Origin of the sequence: Paenibacillus sp. FSL H3-0333 (genome assembly GCF_038002805.1) — a bacterium.
GTDB classification, from domain to species: domain Bacteria; phylum Bacillota; class Bacilli; order Paenibacillales; family Paenibacillaceae; genus Paenibacillus_AQ; species Paenibacillus_AQ silagei.
In genome coordinates, this window is sequence record NZ_JBBODG010000001.1 from 21,115 (window position 1) to 43,713 (window position 22,599).

Consider the following 22,599-nt stretch of genomic DNA (forward strand, 5'->3'; position numbering starts at 1 on the left):
GAAAGTTGCAGAAACGGAGCTATTACGGATTGTTATCCACGGTTTCACTCAGCGCCTTCGGCGATGCCTTTGGGCTGCTGGCCATGGAGTGGCTGGTCTATGACCTGACTGGCTCCAAGGTAGCGATGGGGGCGCTTGCGCTCAGCTCCATGATTCCCGAGCAAGTGCTGCGCCTGCTCGGCTCGCCGCTATCTGACCGGCTGCCCCGCGTGCGGTTCATGGCCTGCCTTGCCGTGCTGCGGCTGCTGGCGCTCCTGCTTCCGCTCGGCATGGGCCTCGCCGGCCATCTCCAGCTCTGGCAGCTGTTCGCGGCCGCCAGCCTGAGCGGAGCCTGCTCCGCGCTGTTCCTGCCGACAGCCATGGCCGTCATCCCGGAAATCGCCGGAACCGGCAAGCTGATGCGCGCCTTCGCCATCATTGACGGCTGCAAGGGCGCTGCCGTGCTGCTCGGACCGGCGCTTGCCGGTATCCTGACCGCAGCCAGCGGCGCCTTGCCTGCACTCGGGGTCAACGCCGTCTGTTACATGGCTGCGATTGCCATGCTGCTGTGGCTGCCCCGGATGGGCAAGCCCGCCGGTCCGCCTGCCGCTGCCGCCTCCAGATCCGGCTATCTGCGGGAGGTGGCCGAAGGCTTCTCATTCTACCGGCGGTTCCCCGCCATGCTGACGATCATGATGATGGCTGCCGTCAGCAATCTTAGCTCCACAGCCATATGGACGATGATGGTCCCTTATGTCCGCGAGGTGCTGCACCGCAATGCGGCGGCTGTAGGTACGCTGTCTACAGCTTCTGCGCTTGGGTATCTCACCGGACTCGGGGTCATCTCCATCATGGGCGAGATTAAGCAGCGGCGCGCTGTCATGCTGGGCAGCCTCGGCTTGTCAGGCATCGTCACCATGCTGTGGGGCTTCATCCCCAGCTATGCCTTCGCCTTGTTCGCCGTATTCGCCGCCGGACTGATGGGGCCGTTCTTCAGTTCCCTAAGCTCCTCCCTGCACGGGCGGCTCGTACCCGGTCAGCTTCAGGGCCGGGTGAATTCGGTCCGCTTCCTGATTGGCGGGAGCCTGTCGCCGATTGGCGCCTTGGCAGCCGGTACGGTCGCTGAGCTGTACGGGGTTCCTGTGCTTTTGATTGCCGCAGGCCTTCTTCCGGTGCTGTACGCCGGAGTGGCCCTGCGCCTGCCCGGCCTGAAAGCGCTGGACGGCGACCTGTCTGTGCTGGAGCAGCGGGACCGCCAACGCCAGGAGGCTGCGCTGACGGGCAATGCATCTATGTAGATGGACCTTAAGGAGCTGACTGTGTTGCATTTCGTGCAAAATTCCCGCGTACGTCTTACGCCGCCCCACGCCAAACAGGCGATGCCACATGCGCATCGCCTGTTTATCGTAACTCTACCTGCTGTGCTGCTATCCAGTAACTGCTACTCAGGACTCCAGCTCGCCCTCACTGGTTACATAGTGACTCGTATCTCCGTGCAGCACGATTTCCGGCACGCCGTCTGTAATATCAATTCTGCATAGGCAGGTAGGGTGAATGTAGGGCAGATCCCATAGCTTGTCCATAGCCCGGTCTTCAAAATAAGCCATCAACACCTTCACTACTACCGTATGGGTGGCAATAAGGATCGTGCCGCCTTCGTGCAGGTCTATGAGCTCACGCAGCTTGCCGAGCGCACGCTCCTGCACTGCTGCGAAGGTCTCGCCGCCCTGGATGCTGAACAACGCCGGGTCCCCCCAGAATAGCTGGTGCTGCTCCGGGTACTGCTCCTCCAGCTCACCGGCCTCCCGGCCTTCCCAGACGCCAAGGTTAATCTCTTTGAACTCATCATAAGCGGTAAGCGGGATCTGCCGCCCGCCCCGGATAATCTCTGCCGTCCGCAGCGCCCGGGGGCTGGAGCTGGCATAGACCGCGTCCAGATGGACATCCTTCATAGCCTTGCCCAGCCACTCCGCCTGCTGGACACCCAGCGGCGTAAGCGGCGAATCCTGATGACCCTGCATCCGCTTCTGCACATTCCATTCCGTCTGCCCGTGTCTTGTAATATACACCGTAGTAGTCATGAATTCCGATTCCCCTTTACCCAAGTATGTATCGATAGATTAGATCATCCCGGCCGCTATGACACAAGCATGTGCCCATCGTCTCCCGCAGGATCTACCTGCGGCTGCGCTCCAGCCACTTCACCCCATAATCGACAATCTCCCGCTGCGGGACCAGCTGCGCCGCAGATGCTGCAATGAAGCCCTTGGCAATCCGCCCGGTCTCCTTGTCAAAGTCCGCGCCAAGCTGAGCGAAATCATCCGAATTCCAGTTGTAATCACTGAACTCCACCCATTGCCGGGCACCGTCCACCAGCATGGGAGCGCCTGCGATAACCTCCTGCTTCCCTGCATAATCAGCCCGGTGCTCCGCCAGATGCAGCGAGGTGTTGTTCCCATGGTCCACGCCAAGCAGCAGCACGCTTCCCCCCAGCTCATAGATCCGGGCCAGCGGCGACCGCTCTCCGAAGGCATATTCCAGACCATGGCTGTCAATAATGACATCCCGGTGCTTCCCCCAGGCGGCAAAAGAATCAATCGGATGGCTACTGCGCCGCACACCCCGCTGCTTGCGGAAGCAATCCGGAATAATCCCCATTCCGCGAATAGGCGTCAGGTCCGGGTCGTACGCCGGCATATGCTCCCGGATCTCCGGCCACCAGGCCTCCGGCACCGGCGGTCTGCTCCAGCCTGACGGATCGGTCAGATCTGAGGATTGCGTCGGCATCACCAGCGTTCCTTCCTCGCCCAGCACCTGCTCCAGCGCGAGGATCACGGCAACGGGTCCGCCTGCCACCCACTGCCCGAGTGATTTCAAGGAGGAGTGCAGGAGCAGCGTCATGCCTTCTTGCACGCCCAGCTGCCGAAAATCGGCGGCAAGCCTATCTACCGTAATCAGTGTTCCTTGGATCTCTTCCATACAAATACCTCCAGACCTTCCATCTATCCTATCATAGACCAGAACCGCCAGTCTTGCCACCCGGCCCTTAACTCCCGCTCATTATCACTCCTGCAGCTGCTCTAATCCTAAGACTCCTTATCCTCAGCCTGGCCGGGATAACGCCCCATCAACAGCTTCGCCCGGTATTCCCCGGGAGAGATACCCTCCAGCTCCTTGAATACCCGTGCGAACTGCTTGCTGTTCTCGAAGCCGACGGACTCAGAGACGGAGGCCAGCTTGACCCGGTTATCGGCCAGCAGCTCTTTGGCATGGCGGATGCGGACTTTTTTGAGATACAGCACGAAGCTCTCCCCGGTATAGGCCTTGAATGCCTCACTGAAATAAGAATAGTTCAGGGACACATAATTACTGACCATCGCCATGTTCAGCGGACGCGCATAATTCGCTTCGATATACGCCAGCGCTTCCTCCATATCGGCATGCTCGGTATGGGCGGATTTGATGCCCATAATATAATCGTTAACGCTCAGGAGCAGATGCTCCAGCGCACGGTAATAGTCGTGGAAATGGCGGAAATTATGCAGGTTGCCCACTTGGCGGTAGAGCTTCAGCACCTCCACCGAAGCTTCGCCATGTGTACGGAACACCTCATCCAGTACGCGTTCATTCATACTCCGCCCTACATTCTCCAGGTAGCTCAGATCCAGCCTCAGCAGATGCTCCGTCTGAAAAACAACCCCAAGCAACGCCTTGATCTCCTTCTCCCGCCCGGTTCCGAGCATATTGAGCAGCTTCCGCAGTTCCTCCTCCGGGAGCGGGAAGCTCAGCCGTCCGGCCTGAATATCCGCATAGTCCACGAAGCTGGCCTGCGGCGACAGGAAGGTATATTGCAGCGCCCGGCAAGCCTCCAGATAACAGGCGCGGAACTGCTCGGCGCTGCGGCTCTCCCTGCTGATTCCGAGCAGCAGCCGCGTAAGCTCCTTGGACTCGGCCCTCTTGGCCAGCTCCAGGAAGCTCTCCCCGCCACCGACCAGCACCAGCTTCCCGTCTCCATCCGTCAGAATCTCCTTGAATTTGTGCTCTAGAGGTCCGCCCAGCTGCTCCAGCAGCCCCTGCACTTCTGCAGGCTTCATCCGTGTACCGTCACTGTGATAATAGTTCAGCACCCCTACTGTAAAAGGCACTTCAAGCCCCGCAAGCTCCTCCTGCTGCGCAGACGATACCTCGCCCTCCTGCTGCATCAGGAGGCTGCGTAGACGGGCCGCCCGCAGCTCGCGGCGGTAGCCCTCTGCTTCCTGCAGCTGCTTGTGGCTGCTGAATTCCCGCTCTTCCCCTTCCTTGGCTATCCGCTCCAGAATCTCGAACAGCTCCTCACGGCGGATCGGCTTCAGCAGATAATCCTTGACGCGGTAGCGGATCGCGCTTTTGGCATATTCGAAATCATCATGACCGCTGAGTATAATGACAGCCGGAGCCCCATCCGCCGCTGCTTCCGCAGACAGCCGCGCCAGCAGTGTAATTCCGTCCATGATCGGCATCCGGATATCGGTGATAATCACATCCTGCCGCTCCTGTTTGTACAGCTCCAGTGCTTCCGCGCCGTTGCCCGCCATCGATATGCTGTAGACAGCCGGATATTCCCGTTCAATCATCGCCTTCAGGCCTAAACGGATCATTTTTTCATCATCCACAATCAGCAGATTAGTCATAGCTGTTATCCCCCGTCAATAGAACTTTGGGCAGTGACATGTACACGGCCGTCCATTTTCCCGCTTCGCTCTGTACCTCCAGCCCGTAGGCTTCACCGTAGAATAGCTGCAGCCGCTGGTGCACATTGCGCAGTCCGACGCCGCCCGCCTTATATCCTCCGCTGCTGATCCCGGAAGCGTCCGCTCCAGGCTCCTCTTTCGCATAGATCGCCTCATGCAGCGCCAGCAGCCGCTCCGGCGTCAGTCCCAGACCATTGTCGCGCACGACAATTAGAATCTCCGTCCCGACCTCCGTCAGATCAATCCGCACCACGCGGTCCTTAAGCTCGACTCCGTCCGCGTTCCAGGCATGCTTCACACTGTTCTCGACAATCGGCTGCAGCGACATTTTAAGCACCTCCACTTCCAGATAAGCGCTGTCAATATCCAGCTCTAACCGGATGGTATGCTCGAACCTGATGTTCATAACCTCCACATAATTCTCAATATGGCGGATCTCGTCCCTCAGCTTGACGTATTCTCCGCTCCACTTGAAATTATAACGCATCATGCCGCCCAGCCGGGTCAATGCATCCGAGATGGTCCGCTGGTTCTCGATTTCGGCCAGCATCTTGATATTCTCCAGCGTATTATAGAGGAAGTGGGCATCGATCTGATTATGCAGGGTGCGCAGCTCCGCTTCCTTGGAGAGCGCCTGCTTATGGACCGCCTGGGCCACCAGCGTATTGATCGTATTCAGCAGCTTCGAGAAATGATGGGCCAGCTCCCCGACCTCACCGCCGCCGTTGACCCGGATGCTGCCGTAAGGCTCACCTCTGCGGACCTTCTTCATCGTCTCGGTCAGGCGGCGGAGATTCTTCAGAATAAATGCGTTCATGATATAGGCAATGACCGTTACCAGGAAAATAAAAACGATATTCGCCCCAATAATCAGGTTGCGGGTACGCGAAATATCCTTCATTAATCCCTTCATGGAGACCACCGTGACCAGGGAAGCATTAATCTGCTCCAGCGGCGCTTGAATCAGCAGGAATGAATTCCCGTTCTCCTCGTAATCCATCTCCCATCCGCCCATCTTACGGTAGACATCCAGCCGTTCTTTAACGGCCGCAGAGAGTCCCGGATTCTCCTCCAAGAAGGAGTGGTCCGTCCGGGTGAACAGGTTCAGCTCCTCATCTGCGATCATCATCTGCGATTCATTGTCCTGCACAGAGGTGAATGCCTTAGGTGCGAACTTGCTCAGCTGCATATCGACCTGCACCATCCCGACATGATGCCCGGCAGGAATGCTTTTCTCTTTAAGCAGCGACACCTTGGCCGGACCAGCCTCCACTTCCCCTGCGTAGCGCTTCATGAGGTCGGGATCCCGCTTCTGAAAGGACCAGTAATGCTGTCCCTCCATCTGCAGCGCTTTTTGAAACCACGGTTCCATCGATACCCGGTCCTCACTGAAAATAACCGGCCACAGCTCATGCACATTCTTATTGCTGGAGAACAGCCGCAGATGCTCAATATTCGGATTATTGAATTGCATCTGGCTCAAGCTCACAAAGGTAGTTGTATTGAAATCGATCAGTTCTCCAAGCGAAGGCTCATCCTCGCTGACCAGATAGCTCTCCACCCCTTTATCCGAGGAAGCCATCTGGGCGACCCGTTCCATCGCTTCAATCTGGTTGAGCACATACAGCTTCTCCATCTGGAGGAGATAGCTGTTCTTCTCAATAGAATCACGTTTATACGTATTATTGATCGCTCTGTACGAATAGAGGGACACCAGCAGGCTGGGTCCCAGAATAATGAAGATATATGCAGCAATCAGCCGGCTCTGCAGTGACCTCCGCCCCCACCAATAGCGGAAGGAATTCCATAATGCCCCTGTTCGTTCGCGCATGCTCACCTCTTGAAAATAGCCCAAAAGCCCGCAGTCTGCGGGCCAATGGGTCTTATATTTAAAAACTTACATTCCGAGTTTCTTTTTGTTCTCTTCATATTTCGTCTGGCGGTAGGCATCGAAGGTCGCCTGGCCGTCCTTTTCTTTCTTGGCGAGATAATCGCTCCAGATCTTATCGAAGTCTGCATCGGAATCCGCCATCAGCAGCTTCGGCATGGTTTTGCCGCGAAGCTGTTTCAGCTTGGTCGCGATAATGCCTTCCGGCGAGTTGCCGGTAGGGTCAATCAATTGGAATTCGGAGGTGTTGACCGATTTGCCCTTCGTCCAGTCTTCCAGTTGTTTGTAAGGCTCTACCGATTCCGGCTTCCATTGATCGGTAATATTGGTGTTCTGCATCATCCAGAAGGTGAAGGATGAACCGTACTGCTTATCGAAGGCTCCGCGGTCGGTGTTCATCAGCTTCAGCGCCTCAGGCAGGAATTGGTCCTTGCCGTCAATTGTATCATAGCTGACCCCTTTTTCGCCCAGGAAAAGATCCTTTTGACCTTCTTCACTGTTCAGGTAGCTGAGGAATTTAATCGCACGCGCTTTATCCTTCACATTCTTGGAGATCAGGGTCACCGTCCAGCCGGAGATCCCAGGGCCGTTCAGTGCAGGCGGGTCCATCTTGGTGTTGGCCGGTCCGTCTACTGCAATGTACACTTGATCAGGGTTTTTCTGGAAAATTGTACCGAGCTGCGAAGCAAAGTCTGTACGCTGATAGAGCATTGCGAAGTAGCGTCCCTGTACGATTTTTTCTTCCATTTGCGCACGCTTATCAATGAAGATATCCTTCGCCAAGAGTCCGTCCTGGTTCGCCTGGCGGAGAGTCTTCATCCAGCGGACATACTCAGGATCTGTCTCACGGTCATAGACCTTGCCGTCTTTTTCCCAAGGAATGTTCAGGAAGTTCTGAATGTAGCCTTCCAGCGAGTCGTTGCCGTTCTCGGTGAACTCATGCAGACCGAGCGGAATCAGCGGCTGGCCGTTCACCTGAGGGAATTTCTCCTGCGCTGCCTTCAGCGCGGCGAGGAAGCCTTCAGGCGTACGCATATCCGGGCTGCCGATGGCTTCATAGATATCCTTGCGGACCGCAAAGGTCTGGTTGGATACGTAGGTATCGCCGTATTGCTTATAATCGGCCGGGGAGGACGAGGAGTTCGGATAGCCGTAGACATTGCCGTCCGGCTGAGTATACCAGCCCAGCTTATCCTTATCCGATACCTTGTAGAAGTAAGGGTCATATTCATCCGCCAGCTTGTTCAGCGGAAGCACAAGATCTCCTTCTACCATTTTTTTGATCGCATCTTCCCAGTAGCCGAGCGTAATGAAGTCCGGCAGCTTGCCGGAAGCCATCAGCGTGTTCAGCTTCTCGTTCTCATTACCTGCAGGCACGATGAAGTTAAGGTTAACGCCGGTCTTCTTGGTCACATATTGAGAGGTTGGATCTACGCCCCATTTATTCGGGAACCAGGCAAAGTTCAGATACCAGTCAAAAGTAATCGGTGAAGTATCGCTCTTCCAGCCCGGTTCATCGGCCGAAGCCGCAGGTGCCGGTGTTGCAGCATCTGTTGCAGGTGCCGTTGTAGCCTCCGTGTTCGCCGGCTTATTATTCCCCGTGTTTCCGCCCGCGGCGTTATCCTTGCTGCCACAGCCCGTAACAGAGAAGGCCATCATGAGTCCCAAGAGCAGCAGGACCGTTTTCTTCGGCTTATGTTTCATGCCCATTTGTTTACCCCTTTTCTAGATCATAATATTTATAAGCTCAACCCCGTAGCCCTTCAGACACCCGGGCGTTGGAGGAGTTACCTGTGGCTTGCAGATGCTTAGCCCTTGATCGAACCAATCATCATGCCTTTGACAAAATAACGCTGAAGGAACGGATAGACGAACACGATCGGCAGTGTGGTCACGACCATGGTAGCCAGCTTAATCGACTGTGAGGTGACCGTTCTTGTGGCCGCGCTGCCCTGGACAGCAGTCATCATCGTATTGGAGCTGGACTGGGCCACGACCCGGAACAGATAGGTCTGAATCGGCTGCAGATCCACGTTGTTGATGTAGATAATGCCGGTAAAATAATCATTCCACTGATAAACCCCGTGGAACAGCGCGATGGTGGCAATGACCGGCATGGAGACCGGCAGCACAATCCGCAGCAGAATCGACCAGTCGTTGGCCCCGTCAATCCGCGCCGCTTCATCCAGACCATCCGGAATTTCCCGGAAGAAGGTCATGAAGATAATGAGGTCGAAGAAGCTGAACATCACCGGGATGATATAGACCAGGAAGTTATCCAGCAGATGCAGGTCGCGGTTCAGCAGGAAGGTCGGGATTAGCCCGCCGTTGAAGAACAGGGTGACCGTACCGATCAGAATGTAGATTTTGCCGCCCACCAGATCCCTGCGGGATAGAGCATACGCGACCATTGCTGTGAAGAATACATGCACGGCAACACCGACTACTGTCTTGGCTACGGTAATGGCCATCGCCAGCATAATGCCCGGACTTGCGAAGACCGCCTCGAAGTTCTTCAGTGTGATGATGCGCGGCCACCAGTAGATTCCGCCCAGCATGGCGTCATTGCCGTCATTGAAGGCGTTGACCAGCACATACCAGATCGGATAGAGCGTCAGGAAGCAGACGCAGAGCATGACCAGATTATTGATGATGTCGAAGATGACTTCGCCTTTGGTTCTGCGTTTGAGTGCAAACATAGATAGATCCTCCTTGTTCTAGAACAGCGACGTGTCGTTGATTTTTTTGGATACCTGGTTAGCAATCAGCAGCAGAATCAGTGCAATGACCGCCTTAACCAGAGTGACCGCCGCAGAGTAGGAGAAGCGGTTAGAGACAATACCTGTCTGATAAATATAATAGTCAATGACGTTAGAAGCACTGTCATTCAGCGAGTTGCGCAGCACCAGAATCTGGTCGAAGTTGGAGCTCAGCACTCCGCTGACCGCGAGAATGAACAGAATGCTGATCGTGCCCCGGACGGACGGCAGCGTAACGAACCACATTTTCTGGAACCTCCCGGCTCCGTCAATCGTCGCCGCCTCATACATCTCCGGAGAGACACCGGCGATCGCCGCCAGATAGATAATGGCTGACCATCCCAGCTCTTTCCAGATGTCGGAGCTAATGATAATGGTCCAGAAGTAGCTTGGCTCGGCCAGATACGTAATCGGCTGTTCAATGAGGTGCAGCGCCATCAGGATACTATTGATAATCCCCACGTCAGCCAGCCAGGTGGCCAGAATCCCGCCAAGCACGACCCAGGAGAGGAAATGCGGCAGATAAGAGATCGTCTGAATCGCCTTCTTATACCGGAGGGAACGGACCTCATTAAGAAATAAAGCGAAGATAATTGGCAGCGGGAATCCGATAATCAGCTTGATCAGACTGATTCCCAGCGTATTGCGTATAACATTGGGCAGTTCGTCGTCGTCGAACAATTCCCTGAAATGCTGCAGGCCCACCCAGGGGGCTTCGGCAATCGATTTGACGATGTTGTACTCCTTGAAGGAAATAATCAGGCCGTAGATTGGAATGTAGTTGAATACAATCATCCAGGCTACGCCGAGCAGGGCCATCGTCTGCAAATGCCGCTGGGCTACAAATTTCCTCCAGAGTGAATGTTTCCGACCTGAACCGGTTTCGATTGACGCCGGAATGAGCGGACCCATGACCGGGTCCTGCTTGGTATTTCGTTTGTTCTCCATCGTGTGGACCTCCAGGATACCTATCTGTTTATGTGAAGCGTTTTCATCTCTATGTAAGTATTGTATGCGTTTTAGGTATACGGTAAAAGGCCTCATATTTCGTATTTAGGGGCTCATATTTCGGCTTGGAGTATTCTTCTGGGCTCCCCAAGCCGAGCCTCTTACACATGCAGAACCGCATGCTCCTCCGACAAAACAAGATAGTCACCGATCACGCCGTCCTCAAACGCAGGCTTGCGGGGCTGGCCGTTTCCCAGCGGGGGCAGATCCTGATGGTATTTGTAGAAAACAAGCTGGGATCGCGCACCCTCCTGCGTCAGCTCAAGCCGCAGCTCCTCATCGGTCAGACAGACAGCGGACACCACGCTCCCCGTTATTTTTGCCGTCAGCTCATCCCATTGCTCTTCGTCAGGCTCCCCTGCCCAGCTGGATATCCACGGCCGGTGGCTCTTGTTATAATTCAGGTGGCATTCAATCACTCTGCCGTCCAGCAGAATATATTGGCCCGATGCCCAGACGGCATACACAAGATACTGCCGAACGCTCTCCTTCTCCAGCAGCAGTCCGAAGAACCCGGGACCTCCCATGCCATAGGTTCCCAGATGGCGGTGAAATCCGGTAACCCGGCTGCCCATCAGCGAGTCCGTGTCCACCTCTTTCATAGTCATCGGTCTGGCGGTCATCATCGCCTCGCCTTCCTCCGCTTCATAGTGGAAGTCCCTGAACGAACTTTCTTCCGTCCAGCCTTTAGCCTCCCACGTCTCCCGCTGCGCGGCGGGAATAATCATGGAGTATTTCTCAATCAGTCCGATCTTAAGCTCGCTCATTCCTTCATCCTGCTCCTCTCCTGTTTGGCTGCTCTGCTCTAAGGTAATTCAAACCGAGCTACTCCAACCCAAGCTAGATTAACCCAATCTGATATATCACCTCAGGCTGTATCCTGTTAGCAGATGTATACCTTAGTATTATAAACTAACTTTTGGACTGGTGAATTTGCGTCTAAGTTGGAGTCTGCGCCAGCCTATTGCGATTGTAATCGGTTTTTCGATTACATTGGGTCCGCACACCCTCCGCCCGCCCATTGTAATCGGTTTTTCGATTACATTTGATCCGCACACCCTCCGCCCGCCCATTGTCGGTGATCGGTTTTTCGATTACATTGGGTCCGCACTGTCTTATTCACATCAAAAGTAATCATACTCCCCAGACAATTAGAAAGGAGGCCCCCAAGGACCTCCTCTCCGCCATTATCTACGCACGTTACGTTACGTTACGTTATTCCATCTCCGCACGGATCGCGGTAATCTCCCCGCGCCGTAAGGCCACGGCATCTGCGCCGCGCAGCAAGCCGCCGGATACACTGCGTTCCTCACCGCTGCGGAATTTCAGCTTCATCTGCTGAATAACTGCCTTGCCGTCGCCGAAGGTATCCGCATGACGCGGATTCACATACGTCACTTCCGTGCTGCCCAGCAGCTTGAAGGAGACCTCTCCCTGCTCGTCGAACAGCCAGCCGGGAAGGGCCGGATGCAGCGCCAGCGTTAGTTCGCCATCCCGGATAGCAAACAGGCTGCTGCCAGCCATCATCGTTCTCCACATGCTCAGGAACTCGGCCGTAGAGCCGCTCAGGCGGGCCACGAATCCCCGTCCGTGTGTATGCGGGTCAGGGTTACCGCCCGTGGAGATGAACGACGAATTCTCCAGCGTACTGCGTCCATAGACCTCCGGGTCAAGGAACGGAATCAGCGATGTTCTCAGCTCGCTGTAGAATTTTTCATACAGTCCGGCCTTCAGCAGCTCAAGCAGATACTTATAGGACATGTGCAGGAAGTTCGATTCCCGCTCCTGCCAGCCTGCGGTGAACGCCCGGATGCGTCCGATCTCATGCCCCTCTTCCTCCAGCGATACCGAAGTGCGGTACATTGAGGTAACCGGATCGAACAGCCCGCTCTGCTTCACCTTGCTGTAGATGGCCTTGGCGGTCTGCTGATCCTCCAGTGTCTTAAGCCAGCGGGTTGGGCCTTCCAGGAAATACGGCAGCGCCGAAGCCTCGAATTCTTCTACGACTGCCTTCGGCAGTCCATAGCCGCTGATGACCGACTCGCCGGCAGCATCCGTGACCGGCCGGAAGCGCGTAGCCTCGAAACGGAAATAGGTTGGCACCAGCCCGCCGCCCATGTCTACCGCACGCGCAATCCCCTGATCCACCTTGATGATCCACCGGGCCAGCAACTCGCGGATCTCGGCAACAGAGTAGTCCGTAATTTCGCCTGTAATCCCGAAGCGAATATCCGCCCGGTAAGCCTCACGCGCCGAGGCTACGCGGTCCCAGTACAGGAATGGGTCCAGCGAACCGTCCAGCACTTCCGTTACAGCCTGGCCTACCTGTGTGAGCAGCGCCGCAATCTCCGATGGAAGAGCCACTGTGGAAGGAAGCACGGCACTGTTCTCCAGCGCCTCCGCCATGAAGACCAGCATCCGTTTCAGCTCCAGTGTCTCGCTCATGCCGGAGCCCATCAGGCCCGGCAGTCCGTTCATCGCATCGTTCCAGCCCGGCTTGTTCGCCTCCATCTCCACACCCATACCATATGGATCAAGCGTGGCGAATTTGTTCAGGGCGAGCGACAGCATTTTCACAAATAGACTGGTCCGGTAGATCTCCCCGTGCCCGCCTTGTGTGCGCAGCCACTCGGTACCGGATGCCTTGCGCTTCAGCTTATGCAGCTTCTCCTCATCCTCTAGCAGAGCTCCGAACTGCCGCACCTTGCCGCCGCTGATCACGTACTTCTCGCTGCGCGGCAGGACGTAGGCCGGAGAGTCGTAGAACGCATACGTCTCATCCCCGAACAGCAGCTCTCCAAGGCGCTCAGGATAAATATCCAGATAGCCTTCCACCAGGTCCAGGTTATACGTCCAGTGATCAGACCAGAACCCCTCGCCGAAGGCGGCTTCAATGTTCTGCTGCGACAACGCAAGCACCCCGCTGAGGAATTCCTGCTCACTTAGGGTTAACACGATCTGCTGATCGGCAATATAGTTAATCAGACTGCCTGCGGTGAAGCGTCCGGCCAGGAGCTGTGTAAGTCCCGCATGCTGCTCTGCAAGCGCCCCGGCCAACCATTCCTTAAGCTGCTCTTCCGCACCCGGCAGAATCTCGAAGCTGGTGCCCTGCACACTGAGCGGGTTGTAGCCGTCTGCCTGAATCAGGCTATAGAACATTTTGATATTGAAGCTGCCCACCTTGGGATGGAAAAAGACGTCGTTGCGGCGGTTCTGGTTCATATCGCGGAAATTCCCGTTCCCCTGCGAATAATATTCGGGGGCCAGCGAGAAGAAGTTATAATCCCGTTCCATATCGCCATGCTTGCGGGAGTAGAGATGGACCACGAAGCCCTCTTCCCCATTGTCAAAGATAAACGGATATCCCCCGCGCAGGAAATTGTCGAGATAGGACTGGCGGCAATACGCGTCAAAGATCGGCGAGGACGTCCGGGTGGCGATATCCGCAGTTAACTCCTCGGTCAGCGCGGCAGCTTCAAGGGACTTGACGGCAAAATACTCCTCACGGCACAGCTCCGCCGTCCGTTCATTAATCCGGGCAATATCATTCACATGCCCGATGATGGTGTTCAGCTTCAGCGAAGCACCCGGGGCCAGTGTCCGGGCTGTGCCGCTGAAGCCACACGGCACCTTGTTGACCGGATACTGCGCCTGTGCCAGCAGCTCGGCCAACGGAAGCGCCGCGAAACGGTCGGGATAGGTCAATGACGTATTCCCGCCAAAGATCACTTCATAATCTACCAGCGGGCGGAGCAGCTCTCCTTCCGCCGTAGAGGAGAGATAGAAATGCCCGCTCTCGATCTTGCCGATTTCGGCATCGTCATTCGTGCCGGAGCGCAGCTTATAGAACGGAATCCCGTGCTCCAGGTTGAACACATCCATCCAGCTGCGGAGAAGGTTCCCCATCTCCTTATAGCCTCCGTTCGCCACTCCGAACGGAAGCACCTCCGGCAGACCGTCCAGCAGTTCCAGCGCAAGTTCAACTCCGCCGATATTCTGAATCTCCACCTGGCGGACCAGCGCGGCATAATCATCACCCGGAAGGTTGAAGTAGTGGACCGTAGTCTTCAGTCCATGTCCGGCATGCGACTCCTCGATGGTCAGTCCGTTCGGCAGAATGGTCATGATCCGCTTGCCTGCCGGGTCCGGGCGGGCTGACTGGAACGGTTCATAGATCTCCGCTGTCCCCTTCAGCTTGATGAAGGTGCGGAAGCCGGTCGAGGTTACATTCTTATAGGAAATATTGGCTGGCGAGAACTCCATGATCGGCGAGTTTTTGTCCCGCACGCCGAAGCTGCTAATCCCTTGGCCGCGGTTCACATAGAATGTCCACATCGGTATCCCCTTCAGTCCGGCAAGGCCTGGCAGGAAGCTGGCGAACGGCTTGCCTTCATGGAACTGCTCGATCACAAATTTTCCTGAGTCAAAAGTATAACGGCTCATATTTACTCCTCCTAAAATATCAATGAATGCTTACAGCCCGCTTCAGCTACCGGGCCGTAGTAGCTACGTTGTCGGCTGAACTTTCCCTTGCGATATAACTTTTGGGTAATTGCGCCCCCTGAATGGCTGCTGCCAGTCTGGGTGCCTTCGCTTTATGACCGCTCTACAGCCCTTTGAAGATTAGCCACCCGCCTGGGTGATTGCACTTTGTACAATAAAATTTGTCTCATTACGCTCCCGACCAGCCTTCTGTTGTATTTCATACAGTAGATTCCCGGCTTGCTGCCCGAAAAGACCGCTTCTGCAGGATTCTACTGCACATAGTGCAATAGATCGCTATTTTAGGCCTGAATACAGAAATCTAGTGTACAAAATGCAATCGTCGACGCCCAGATGCCGCCCGGAATCAATCGTCCATGCCCTTACACCAGTACGCTCCCGCCGGATCACATTTCTCTTTCAAGCTACTGTACAGCCCCACCGCTCGATCCTTCTTCCAGCTACTCCACAGAGCCCGCCGCCCGCCCTCTAACCTTGCTCCACTATGCAGGCCTACCCCTGCTTAATCAGATGTGTCGCGATAGAGTGCGCAGGCAGCGTACATTCGGCGGTCTCAGCGCCCAGTCCCAGCGTCAGCGTACGTGCTTCCCCGCCTTCGTTCATCAGCACCACAGCGAGACTGCCGTCTGGATTGCGGAACGCTGCCGACAGCACATCTGCCGCTGCCGAATCCAGGCCGATCCGCACCGCACCCGGAGCGATGAATTTACTGAAATGCCCGATGTAGTAATACGAGCTGTTGTAGTGGACCTCGTCAGTAGCCGTATCCGCGATCACCGGAGCATCGCAGAGATTGCCCACATGGTTCGGCCCGCCCGTCTCATCCAGCACCAGATTCCAGTCCAGGTAGCCTTCGGTCCAGGCATTCAGATCGCCGATCATATTGCGGCCGTAGCGCTCGCCCGTGAACCATTCCTTAAGACGCACGCCGCCCTCCTGACAGCCCTCGGTGAACAGCACATGCTTATCCGGGAAAAGCTCATGCACCTGCTCCACATTCCCGAACTCCTCGCCGCCGTACCAGTGGATACCGGTCCCCCAGACATACTGTGCAGCTTCCGGGTCCGACAGAATCGGGGTCACGCGCTCGACCATAATGTCGCGGTTATGATCCCAGATCACGATGTTCACATCGCCCATTCCGGCTTCGTGCATCACGGGGCCGAGATGGTTTTTGACAAAATCACGCTCTTCCTCAGCACTATACACACAGGAATCCCAGGTCTGCACCGCTGCCGGCTCATTCTGCACTGAGACGGCCCAGACCGGAACGCCTTCCTTGCGGTAGGCCTCGATGAATTTGGTATAATACCGCGCCCAGACCGGCGCATACTCCGGCTTCAGCGAGCCGCCGTTGTTCATCTCCCCGTTCGTCTTCATCCAGGCGGGCGGGCTCCACGGGGAGGCCAGCATGGTGAACGGTCCGCCCCGGACCTCCATAGCATCCTTAATCAGCGGCAGAACCCACTTATGGTCACGCGAGATATCGAAGGTCTTAAGCTCCGTATCCCCATCCTCCACATACGTATAATTACCGAGTGCGAAGTCGCAGCTATGGATATGCACACGGCCCATACTGTAATTCAGCCCGTCTACCGGGTCAAAGTACCGCCGGATGACCTCTGTACGCTTCGCTGGACTCATCCGGGACAAGGTATACGCCGCTGCTTCTGTGAATGCGCCGCCAAAACCAATAATGGTCTGGAACGCCTGCTCCGGGTGCAGCACGATATCTGCTTTTGCCGCTGTGCCCTCTGCGCTAAACTGAATGCCATCCTTGCGACTCAGGCGATCTCCTGTATCTTTGGCGGTGACTACGGTTCGTACTGTTGTCATGTCAATCACTCCTTTATTATTTTTGCCAGGCGAAATCAGGGACGAAAGAAATCGAAACCGGTTTCGATTTTGCTGAAAAAAAAGGTATTCCTGAATGTACGCACCTTCATCACATGCGCGGCGGTGCGCAGGAATCCCTCACAATAATCTCCACAGGCAGCACAAGTGCTTCCTGTGCCGTACCTGGACCGTTCATAGATGCCAGCAGCAGCTCCGCCGCCCGGGTCCCCAACATTCCGGTATTCTGTCGTACAGTGGTCAGCGCAGGCGTAACGTATCCGGCAAGCTCAATGTCGTCATAGCCCATCACAGAGACATCCTCCGGCACCGCAAGCCCCTGATCCTTAGCCGCCATTACCGCACCCAGGGCCAGCAAGTCACCCGAAGCAAAAACAGCCGTCGGCCGCTGCGGCAACGCCAGCAGACGCTTCATTGCACCATAACCATTCTCCAGCGCGTAGAAGGCTCCCTCGGCCACATATTCATCCGGCACCTCAAGGTCCTGCTGCTTCATAGCCGTTCTGTACCCCAGCTCCCGCTGCTGTCCCGGATAGGTGTTCCCGCCTCCCGAGATATGGGCAATCCGGCGGTGTCCAAGACTGACCAGATACTCCACGGCCTGCAGCGCACCCGTCATGTTATCCGAGCAGACTGTATGCGACAGCTCCGTCTCGAAATCGAGCACCACGGTCGGAATATCACTCTCCAGCAGCTCCCGGAAATACGGGTCATCATAATCAGAGAGGAACACTACCACCCCGTCGACGCCGCGAATCCGGCAGTTCTCCAGATATCCGCTCTGCTTGCCGCCTACATCCTTCGAGATGAACATGAGGGCATAGCCCTTGGCTACGGCAACCTGCTTGAAGCTCTCAATCACTGCGCTGAAAAAAGGATGGCGGATTCCCGCCCCCGTATTCTCCACAAACAGCACACCGATGGTCCAGGATTTCTTGGTCGTCAGTGTACGTGCATGCGCATTGGGAAGATACCCCATCTCCCGGGCGGTACGCAGAATCTCCTCACGCGTCTTCTCCCGCACATCGGAATAGTTATTGAACGCCTTGGACACTGTGGTTGGTGAGTAGCCGGTCCTTTTGGCAATATCGTATATCGTGGTCATTTCCGGTTCACTCCCGCAGCTCAATGAAAGCCCTTTTATGTTCACTGACATTCTAACTTCTTTCGGCACGGCCGTCCAGCATAAAATATCTTTGGACCTCAGGCAGCAGCGTCAAGATCTGAATCAGCATTCCCAGTGACATATAGAAAACATGAATCAAGCTGACCATGTTCCACATGTAGGTCTGCACCATAATCCAGATAATCTGGCCGAAGCCGATATAGAGCGAAAAGCTCCAGGCCGCATGCCGCTCCTTGAACGGTGTCAAGGCGTAGCTCCAAGCCCACTGCGGCTGCTTCCAGAGACCGTACAGCACGAGCAGCGGGAGCACGCCGAATACGAACAGGAGCATCAGCCCAGGGACGGCAAAGCTGTGAAAGGGCATTCGTACCATTGCAGAAGCCGGCATGCCGAGCAATTCCCCGCTGGGATCAGTTAGCAGCGCCAGCCCGCCTGCGATGGCCCCCAAGCTCAAAAAACCTTGAAGTACCAACAGCACCCTAACAGCACCTGGCATTTTTTTAGCAGCGTTCATCCTCATTCCTCATTTCAGGCACCTATTTTCCGGCTACGGATTAAGGCTATTTCTGGTTAGCGCCTATGCTTTATTGAGATTTTACAGATTTCTCCTCAAGATTGCCGGGAAAGAAATCACACTCCGGAAAATTTGCATGATGTGCCTGCTGTGTGAATGTCTGCGGTTTACGCTATACTAGTATCAATTAGGACAACTACTGACATCAACGGATGCATGCAAGTATATGTACTTATCATTCACAATACAGAAGGGATTGGACGGTTGCGGCTTAAGGGCTGCTTCTGCCAAGTACACTTATGACTGAGACCACAACTCTACCACCATCCAAAAAATGCGCGTACTGCCATCAGCTTAAGCCGCTTGCTGAATTCCGCAGGCGCACAGGCAAGCGCGCCAAAGGCATGTCCCGGCGCGGCGCGTGCCGGGAATGCCGCAAGCTCCGCGAGGCCGAAGCTTCCTTGCCGCCAGTGCATTCAAGCATAGCGCCTGCCCTGCCGGAGCGCCAGGCCGGACCGGCCGGCCCCCTCAAGCGGGACAAGGGGCCGGTCTCTATCTCCGGGGCAGCTGCGCCCGAGCAGGCAAAGCCGCCCATGGCCCAGCCCCGTCCAGCCTCCCGGCCGGAACGTGCCCGGGACGCTAGAGGCAGCGCGGGAGCGGCCGGCCTTAAGGGGAAGGCGCGTCCCCGGCATGCCGCCGAGACCGGGCGCAGCCTTCCGCAGCAGCGCGGGCCGAAGCCCGATCCGCAGGATGCCTCTGCCCTGATTCCTTCGGCCAAGGGCATGATTCTCATGCGCGGGCACAGTGATAAGGGCCGCCGCTGGCATCAGGAGATCGACCTTGAGCTTGCCGTGACACTGGTCAAGGAGCATGCGGCCATCGTCGTGAACCGGCGGACGATCCGCCGCTTATACAGCAACAAGGACTTCCGCGCCTATATTTTGACGAGAGACAACTATACCTGTTATTTCTGCGGTCAATACGGGGATACCATCGATCATTTGCTCCCCCGCGCCAAGGGCGGGCATACTACGCCGGATAACTGCGTCTGTGCATGCAATCTATGCAATCAGACGAAGGCCGACCAGTTGGTGGAGCAATTCATGAGCCGGTAATGTTCTTGACCCGTCCAACCTGGCCGTCCGAGAGCCGCACCTTGATCCCGTGCGGATGGCGGGGCGAGTTGGTCAGGATGTCTTTCACTGTGCCGTGCGTGAGCTTGCCGGTTGCCTGATCCTGCTTCAGCACGATGTCTACCTGAATGCCGGGGCGGATATCCGATCTTACTTGTCCGTTCATAATACACTCTCCTTTCGTTAATATTTGCGTTATATATCGTCTACTTTCTCTTACAGATAAGGATGAACAACCATGGCTTTTGGAATCAACCGGGCGGAATTAATCCGCTGGAAACAGGCCGTCTCCGCAGGGGAGATTGCGTTCCTGACCCATTACTGGATCGATAAACGCTACCCTGAGATCACAACAGTCACCAAGGTGGGCTGCAGCGATCTGCCCCGCCTGCGAGAGTGGTGCAGGAAGCACGGTCTCCCGGCGCGGTATATTCATAACCGCCAGCCGTTCCCCCACTTCGACCTCATGGGCCCGAAGCAGGCGGAGATTCTCCGGCAGGAGGGCTTATGGGAGCACCTGGAACGCTTCCGTATGCTCTGATAAACGGCAGACTGCGGAGCGCCTGCGACCGGGCGGTTATTTCGGGTTCCGCAGATCCTTCATAATCCGGCGGCCAGTCGGGGTCTGGGCCAGCCCGCCCCCGGCCGTCTCCCGGTGCTTCTCGGGCATCGCAGAGCCGACCTCCAGCATGACCTTAATCACTTCATCGGACGGAATCACGCTGCGGACGCCGGCCAGGGCCATATCCGCCGCTGCAAGCGCCGTAACGGCACCGAAGCCGTTGCGGACAATGCATGGAATCTCCACAAGTCCGCCTACCGGATCACAGATCAGCCCCAGTGTATTTTTGAGCGCAAGACCTACTGCATGTACAGCCTGTGCCGGAGTCCCGCCGCGCATCTCGGTCAAGGCTCCCGCCGCCATGCCGATCGCTGAACCCACCTCCGCCTGACAGCCGCCTTCCGCACCCGATACAAAAGAATTATTAGCAATCACATACCCTATCGCTCCAGCCGCGAACAGACCGGAAACCATATAATCATCGTCCCAGCCGAAGCGCTCCTGACAGCTCAGGAACACACCGGGGATAATCCCGCAGGAGCCGGCAGTCGGTGTGGCAATAATCCGGCCCATAGAGGCGTTCACTTCGGAGACGGCAAGGGCATACGCCATCGCCTGGCCTGCCGGTCCCCCGAGACAAGGCTCATCCGCTGCATTATAGGCGGCCACCCGCTGGGCATCCAGGCCTGTCAAGCCGCTGCGTGAGGTGGTATCCTCGGTCATGCCGCGCTGCACCGCTTCCTTCATTACCCCGTAATACTCGCGCATGGTGGCGAATTCCTGCTCCTGGGAACGGCCGGATTCGGCGCTCTGCTCCTCAAGCATCAGAGCACCGATTCCAAGCTCCCGCTCCCCGCATAGTACAGCCAGCTGGCTGAGTGTTTGAAAATTCATGTTGTGATGTCCTTCCCCTTCTGTGTCTGTTCTTGTGTATTGCCGTTCAAATCGACTACCTTGACGCTTTTCACTGCCGGAAGCGCCCGCAGCTTCTCCAGCAGCTCCGCCGTGGCTGGCTCATCCAGCTCCAGCACCGTCAAGGCCGCCCCGCTGCGGTTCTTCCGGTCGAGTGACATATGTCCGATATTGAACTGGCCCTCCCGCATGACATCCGTAACACTGGCCAGCACACCCAGATAATCCATATGCTGAATCAGCACCGTCGGGTACATGCCGGTCAGCTTCACGCTGAAGCCGTCAATATCTACAATCTCAATATTGCCGCCGCCGATGGATGTGCCGGTAAGGGTCATCTCCGTCCCGCTCTCCCTGCCTGCAAGGCGCAGACGGACCGTATTGGGATGGGGAAACAGCCCCGTCCCCTGACCGAAGGAGATGCTCATCCCGGCTTTGGCCGCAAGCTCAATGGAATCCGGCAGCCGGTGGTCGTCCGTGGCGAAGTCAAGCAGCCCCCCGGCGATCGCCCGGTCTGTCCCGTGTCCCTGATAAGTCGCGGCAAAAGAACCGAAGAACGTAACCTCGGCCTCTCGCGGCAGCTCACCAAGCACCTGCCTTGCGGCCCGCCCGATCCGCGCGGCTCCCGCTGTATGAGAACTGGAAGGCCCGACCATGGCCGGACCTATAATTGAGAATACATCTTTAAATCTCATAGTTCTGGTCTCCCGCTATCTGAATTCGGCCATGTACAGCGAATGATGTAATGATGTCCATCCGCTCATTGTACAGCACCTATATATTATACTGCGTCCGCACCAAAGCTACACTATTACATGAATTGTGAGGGAAGTAGAAGGATAATTTATAACGTGAAACCTATACATTCTTATTTTGAGAAAAGCAACAGCCCGTCCCGCTCTTGCCAGCCGATACCGGTCCAGAAGCTGCGGCCAAGGGCATTATCTTCGATCACCATGAGATGGCATTTAGTGATGCCTGCTTCCCGCAGTTCCGCGAGGCAACGCCTCACCAGCTCACGACCTGCACCGCTTCCCCGGCTGCTGCTGTCAACAGCCACATGATACATATAGCCTCTGCGTCCGTCATGCCCGCACATCGCTGTGCCCATAAGGGTACCGTCCTCCTTCACGCATACCTGGCTGATCCCCGGATTCCGCTCCAGATAACGGATAATATGCTCACGTGAGTCGGCTTCACTGAGACCCATTCCGTCCGTATTCTCCCACAACCGGTAAGCCGCTTCGTAATCGTCCCCTGTCATTGCTCTATATATCATGCATTCTCCCCATTTCTATGTTTATGACTCCACTTCACGCCGCACGCTTTTCTGGGCGCATGCATACCCATATACGGAAGCCATCTACCAAAGGCGCTATCGTCTCCCGGTCCGGTATGACGCCGCTGATTCCCGCCAGCTTCTCTGCGGAGGAGGTCAGTGTCTTCTTCGGTACTGAGACTCCGTTCAAGCGTGCGGCACAGCCTTACGAACTGGCAGGAGCCTATGTCTACCTGGCCAGCGATGATGCTTCTTATGTAACAGGCACCTGCATTCATGTTAACGGCGGAGACATGATTACCAGCTGATCCATGTCCAGGCTTCAGCCGGTCACGCCGGCCTTGTTCATTCC

At 56.1% G+C, this 22,599-nt stretch carries 20 protein-coding genes; 4 read left to right on the plus strand and 16 right to left on the minus strand.

Annotation, left to right across the window (positions count from 1 at the left end; translation table 11 throughout):
• Positions 1-5 precede the first annotated feature (5 nt).
• Entirely contained in the window at positions 6-1,277 is a 1,272-nt protein-coding gene (locus tag MHH78_RS00075) for an MFS transporter (protein WP_341166243.1), read from the plus strand.
• Positions 1,278-1,424: 147 nt separating this feature from the next.
• On the opposite strand, the gene MHH78_RS00080 is transcribed toward MHH78_RS00075, so the two are convergent.
• The 12 genes from MHH78_RS00080 to MHH78_RS00135 form a co-directional block, all read right to left on the minus strand.
• On the minus strand, positions 1,425-2,060 hold the full coding sequence (locus tag MHH78_RS00080) for a histidine phosphatase family protein (RefSeq protein ID WP_341166244.1): 636 nt from the start codon (positions 2,058-2,060) through the stop codon (positions 1,425-1,427).
• Between the two features lie 94 nt (positions 2,061-2,154).
• Positions 2,155-2,958 carry an aminoglycoside N(3)-acetyltransferase gene (locus tag MHH78_RS00085; protein WP_341166245.1) on the minus strand — a complete coding sequence of 268 codons (804 nt, stop codon included), beginning with the start codon at positions 2,956-2,958 and terminating at the stop codon, positions 2,155-2,157.
• Positions 2,959-3,065: 107 nt separating this feature from the next.
• Complete coding sequence (locus tag MHH78_RS00090) at positions 3,066-4,649, minus strand: response regulator (protein ID WP_341166246.1); 1,584 nt, start codon at positions 4,647-4,649, stop codon at positions 3,066-3,068.
• Positions 4,642-6,540, minus strand: coding sequence for a sensor histidine kinase (locus MHH78_RS00095; RefSeq protein ID WP_036732696.1), 1,899 nt, complete (start codon positions 6,538-6,540; stop codon positions 4,642-4,644). Before MHH78_RS00095 ends, MHH78_RS00090 begins: the two co-directional genes overlap by 8 nt.
• Positions 6,541-6,606: 66 nt before the next feature.
• The gene (locus tag MHH78_RS00100) at positions 6,607-8,307 is read right to left on the minus strand and encodes an extracellular solute-binding protein (protein WP_076086688.1); all 1,701 of its coding nucleotides are present in this window, start codon (positions 8,305-8,307) and stop codon (positions 6,607-6,609) included.
• A 98-nt stretch (positions 8,308-8,405) separates the two neighbouring features.
• Entirely contained in the window at positions 8,406-9,296 is an 891-nt protein-coding gene (locus MHH78_RS00105) for a carbohydrate ABC transporter permease (RefSeq protein WP_036732706.1), read from the minus strand.
• Between the two features lie 18 nt (positions 9,297-9,314).
• Positions 9,315-10,268, minus strand: coding sequence for an ABC transporter permease (locus MHH78_RS00110; protein ID WP_445668077.1), 954 nt, complete (start codon positions 10,266-10,268; stop codon positions 9,315-9,317).
• A gap of 197 nt (positions 10,269-10,465) precedes the next feature.
• Positions 10,466-11,131, minus strand: a complete 666-nt coding sequence (locus tag MHH78_RS00115; protein ID WP_341166248.1) for a hypothetical protein — start codon at positions 11,129-11,131, stop codon at positions 10,466-10,468.
• Positions 11,132-11,579: 448 nt separating this feature from the next.
• Positions 11,580-14,807, minus strand: coding sequence for a cellobiose phosphorylase (locus MHH78_RS00120; RefSeq protein ID WP_341166249.1), 3,228 nt, complete (start codon positions 14,805-14,807; stop codon positions 11,580-11,582).
• A gap of 552 nt (positions 14,808-15,359) precedes the next feature.
• Positions 15,360-16,703: a glycoside hydrolase family 30 protein gene (locus MHH78_RS00125; protein ID WP_341166250.1), complete on the minus strand. Its 1,344-nt coding sequence runs from the start codon at positions 16,701-16,703 to the stop codon at positions 15,360-15,362.
• A gap of 109 nt (positions 16,704-16,812) precedes the next feature.
• Complete coding sequence (locus tag MHH78_RS00130) at positions 16,813-17,826, minus strand: LacI family DNA-binding transcriptional regulator (protein WP_341166251.1); 1,014 nt, start codon at positions 17,824-17,826, stop codon at positions 16,813-16,815.
• Between the two features lie 52 nt (positions 17,827-17,878).
• On the minus strand, positions 17,879-18,361 hold the full coding sequence (locus MHH78_RS00135; protein ID WP_341166252.1) for a hypothetical protein: 483 nt from the start codon (positions 18,359-18,361) through the stop codon (positions 17,879-17,881).
• 299 nt (positions 18,362-18,660) lie between these two features.
• Here MHH78_RS00135 and MHH78_RS00140 point away from each other — a divergent pair, with 299 nt between their 5' ends.
• Complete coding sequence (locus MHH78_RS00140; RefSeq protein WP_341166253.1) at positions 18,661-19,476, plus strand: HNH endonuclease; 816 nt, start codon at positions 18,661-18,663, stop codon at positions 19,474-19,476.
• On the opposite strand, the gene MHH78_RS00145 is transcribed toward MHH78_RS00140, so the two are convergent.
• Complete coding sequence (locus MHH78_RS00145) at positions 19,463-19,660, minus strand: YwbE family protein (protein ID WP_341166254.1); 198 nt, start codon at positions 19,658-19,660, stop codon at positions 19,463-19,465. The two genes, MHH78_RS00140 and MHH78_RS00145, sit on opposite strands and share 14 nt — an antisense overlap.
• 72 nt (positions 19,661-19,732) lie before the next feature.
• Here MHH78_RS00145 and MHH78_RS00150 point away from each other — a divergent pair, with 72 nt between their 5' ends.
• The gene (locus MHH78_RS00150) at positions 19,733-20,035 is read left to right on the plus strand and encodes a hypothetical protein (protein WP_341166255.1); all 303 of its coding nucleotides are present in this window, start codon (positions 19,733-19,735) and stop codon (positions 20,033-20,035) included.
• 36 nt (positions 20,036-20,071) lie between these two features.
• On the opposite strand, the gene sdaAA is transcribed toward MHH78_RS00150, so the two are convergent.
• The 3 genes from sdaAA to MHH78_RS00165 all read right to left on the minus strand — a co-directional run bounded on the left by sdaAA (position 20,072) and on the right by MHH78_RS00165 (position 22,247).
• Positions 20,072-20,950: an L-serine ammonia-lyase, iron-sulfur-dependent, subunit alpha gene (gene sdaAA / locus MHH78_RS00155; protein WP_036732726.1), complete on the minus strand. Its 879-nt coding sequence runs from the start codon at positions 20,948-20,950 to the stop codon at positions 20,072-20,074.
• Entirely contained in the window at positions 20,947-21,663 is a 717-nt protein-coding gene (gene sdaAB / locus MHH78_RS00160) for an L-serine ammonia-lyase, iron-sulfur-dependent subunit beta (protein ID WP_341166256.1), read from the minus strand. Before sdaAB ends, sdaAA begins: the two co-directional genes overlap by 4 nt.
• 173 nt (positions 21,664-21,836) lie before the next feature.
• The gene (locus MHH78_RS00165) at positions 21,837-22,247 is read right to left on the minus strand and encodes a GNAT family N-acetyltransferase (protein WP_341166257.1); all 411 of its coding nucleotides are present in this window, start codon (positions 22,245-22,247) and stop codon (positions 21,837-21,839) included.
• 59 nt (positions 22,248-22,306) lie between these two features.
• Here MHH78_RS00165 and MHH78_RS00170 point away from each other — a divergent pair, with 59 nt between their 5' ends.
• Positions 22,307-22,555, plus strand: coding sequence for an SDR family oxidoreductase (locus MHH78_RS00170; protein WP_445668021.1), 249 nt, complete (start codon positions 22,307-22,309; stop codon positions 22,553-22,555).
• Positions 22,556-22,599: the final 44 nt, after the last annotated feature.

Bases quoted from the DNA above. Each gene is read 5' to 3' on its own strand.
- MHH78_RS00105 (WP_036732706.1), bottom strand. From the start codon at position 9,296: ATGTTTGCACTCAAACGCAGAACCAAAGGCGAAGTCATCTTCGACATC.
- MHH78_RS00150 (WP_341166255.1), top strand. From the start codon at position 19,733: ATGGCTTTTGGAATCAACCGGGCGGAATTAATCCGCTGGAAACAGGCC.
- MHH78_RS00095 (WP_036732696.1), bottom strand. From the start codon at position 6,540: ATGCGCGAACGAACAGGGGCATTATGGAATTCCTTCCGCTATTGGTGG.
- MHH78_RS00115 (WP_341166248.1), bottom strand. From the start codon at position 11,131: ATGAGCGAGCTTAAGATCGGACTGATTGAGAAATACTCCATGATTATT.
- MHH78_RS00090 (WP_341166246.1), bottom strand. From the start codon at position 4,649: ATGACTAATCTGCTGATTGTGGATGATGAAAAAATGATCCGTTTAGGC.
- MHH78_RS00120 (WP_341166249.1), bottom strand. From the start codon at position 14,807: ATGAGCCGTTATACTTTTGACTCAGGAAAATTTGTGATCGAGCAGTTC.
- MHH78_RS00130 (WP_341166251.1), bottom strand. From the start codon at position 17,826: ATGACCACGATATACGATATTGCCAAAAGGACCGGCTACTCACCAACC.
- MHH78_RS00125 (WP_341166250.1), bottom strand. From the start codon at position 16,703: ATGACAACAGTACGAACCGTAGTCACCGCCAAAGATACAGGAGATCGC.
- MHH78_RS00165 (WP_341166257.1), bottom strand. From the start codon at position 22,247: ATGATATATAGAGCAATGACAGGGGACGATTACGAAGCGGCTTACCGG.
- MHH78_RS00170 (WP_445668021.1), top strand. From the start codon at position 22,307: ATGCATACCCATATACGGAAGCCATCTACCAAAGGCGCTATCGTCTCC.
- MHH78_RS00140 (WP_341166253.1), top strand. From the start codon at position 18,661: ATGACTGAGACCACAACTCTACCACCATCCAAAAAATGCGCGTACTGC.
- sdaAA (WP_036732726.1), bottom strand. From the start codon at position 20,950: ATGAATTTTCAAACACTCAGCCAGCTGGCTGTACTATGCGGGGAGCGG.
- MHH78_RS00135 (WP_341166252.1), bottom strand. From the start codon at position 18,361: ATGAACGCTGCTAAAAAAATGCCAGGTGCTGTTAGGGTGCTGTTGGTA.
- MHH78_RS00085 (WP_341166245.1), bottom strand. From the start codon at position 2,958: ATGGAAGAGATCCAAGGAACACTGATTACGGTAGATAGGCTTGCCGCC.
- MHH78_RS00110 (WP_445668077.1), bottom strand. From the start codon at position 10,268: ATGGGTCCGCTCATTCCGGCGTCAATCGAAACCGGTTCAGGTCGGAAA.
- MHH78_RS00080 (WP_341166244.1), bottom strand. From the start codon at position 2,060: ATGACTACTACGGTGTATATTACAAGACACGGGCAGACGGAATGGAAT.
- MHH78_RS00100 (WP_076086688.1), bottom strand. From the start codon at position 8,307: ATGGGCATGAAACATAAGCCGAAGAAAACGGTCCTGCTGCTCTTGGGA.
- MHH78_RS00145 (WP_341166254.1), bottom strand. From the start codon at position 19,660: ATGAACGGACAAGTAAGATCGGATATCCGCCCCGGCATTCAGGTAGAC.
- sdaAB (WP_341166256.1), bottom strand. From the start codon at position 21,663: ATGAGATTTAAAGATGTATTCTCAATTATAGGTCCGGCCATGGTCGGG.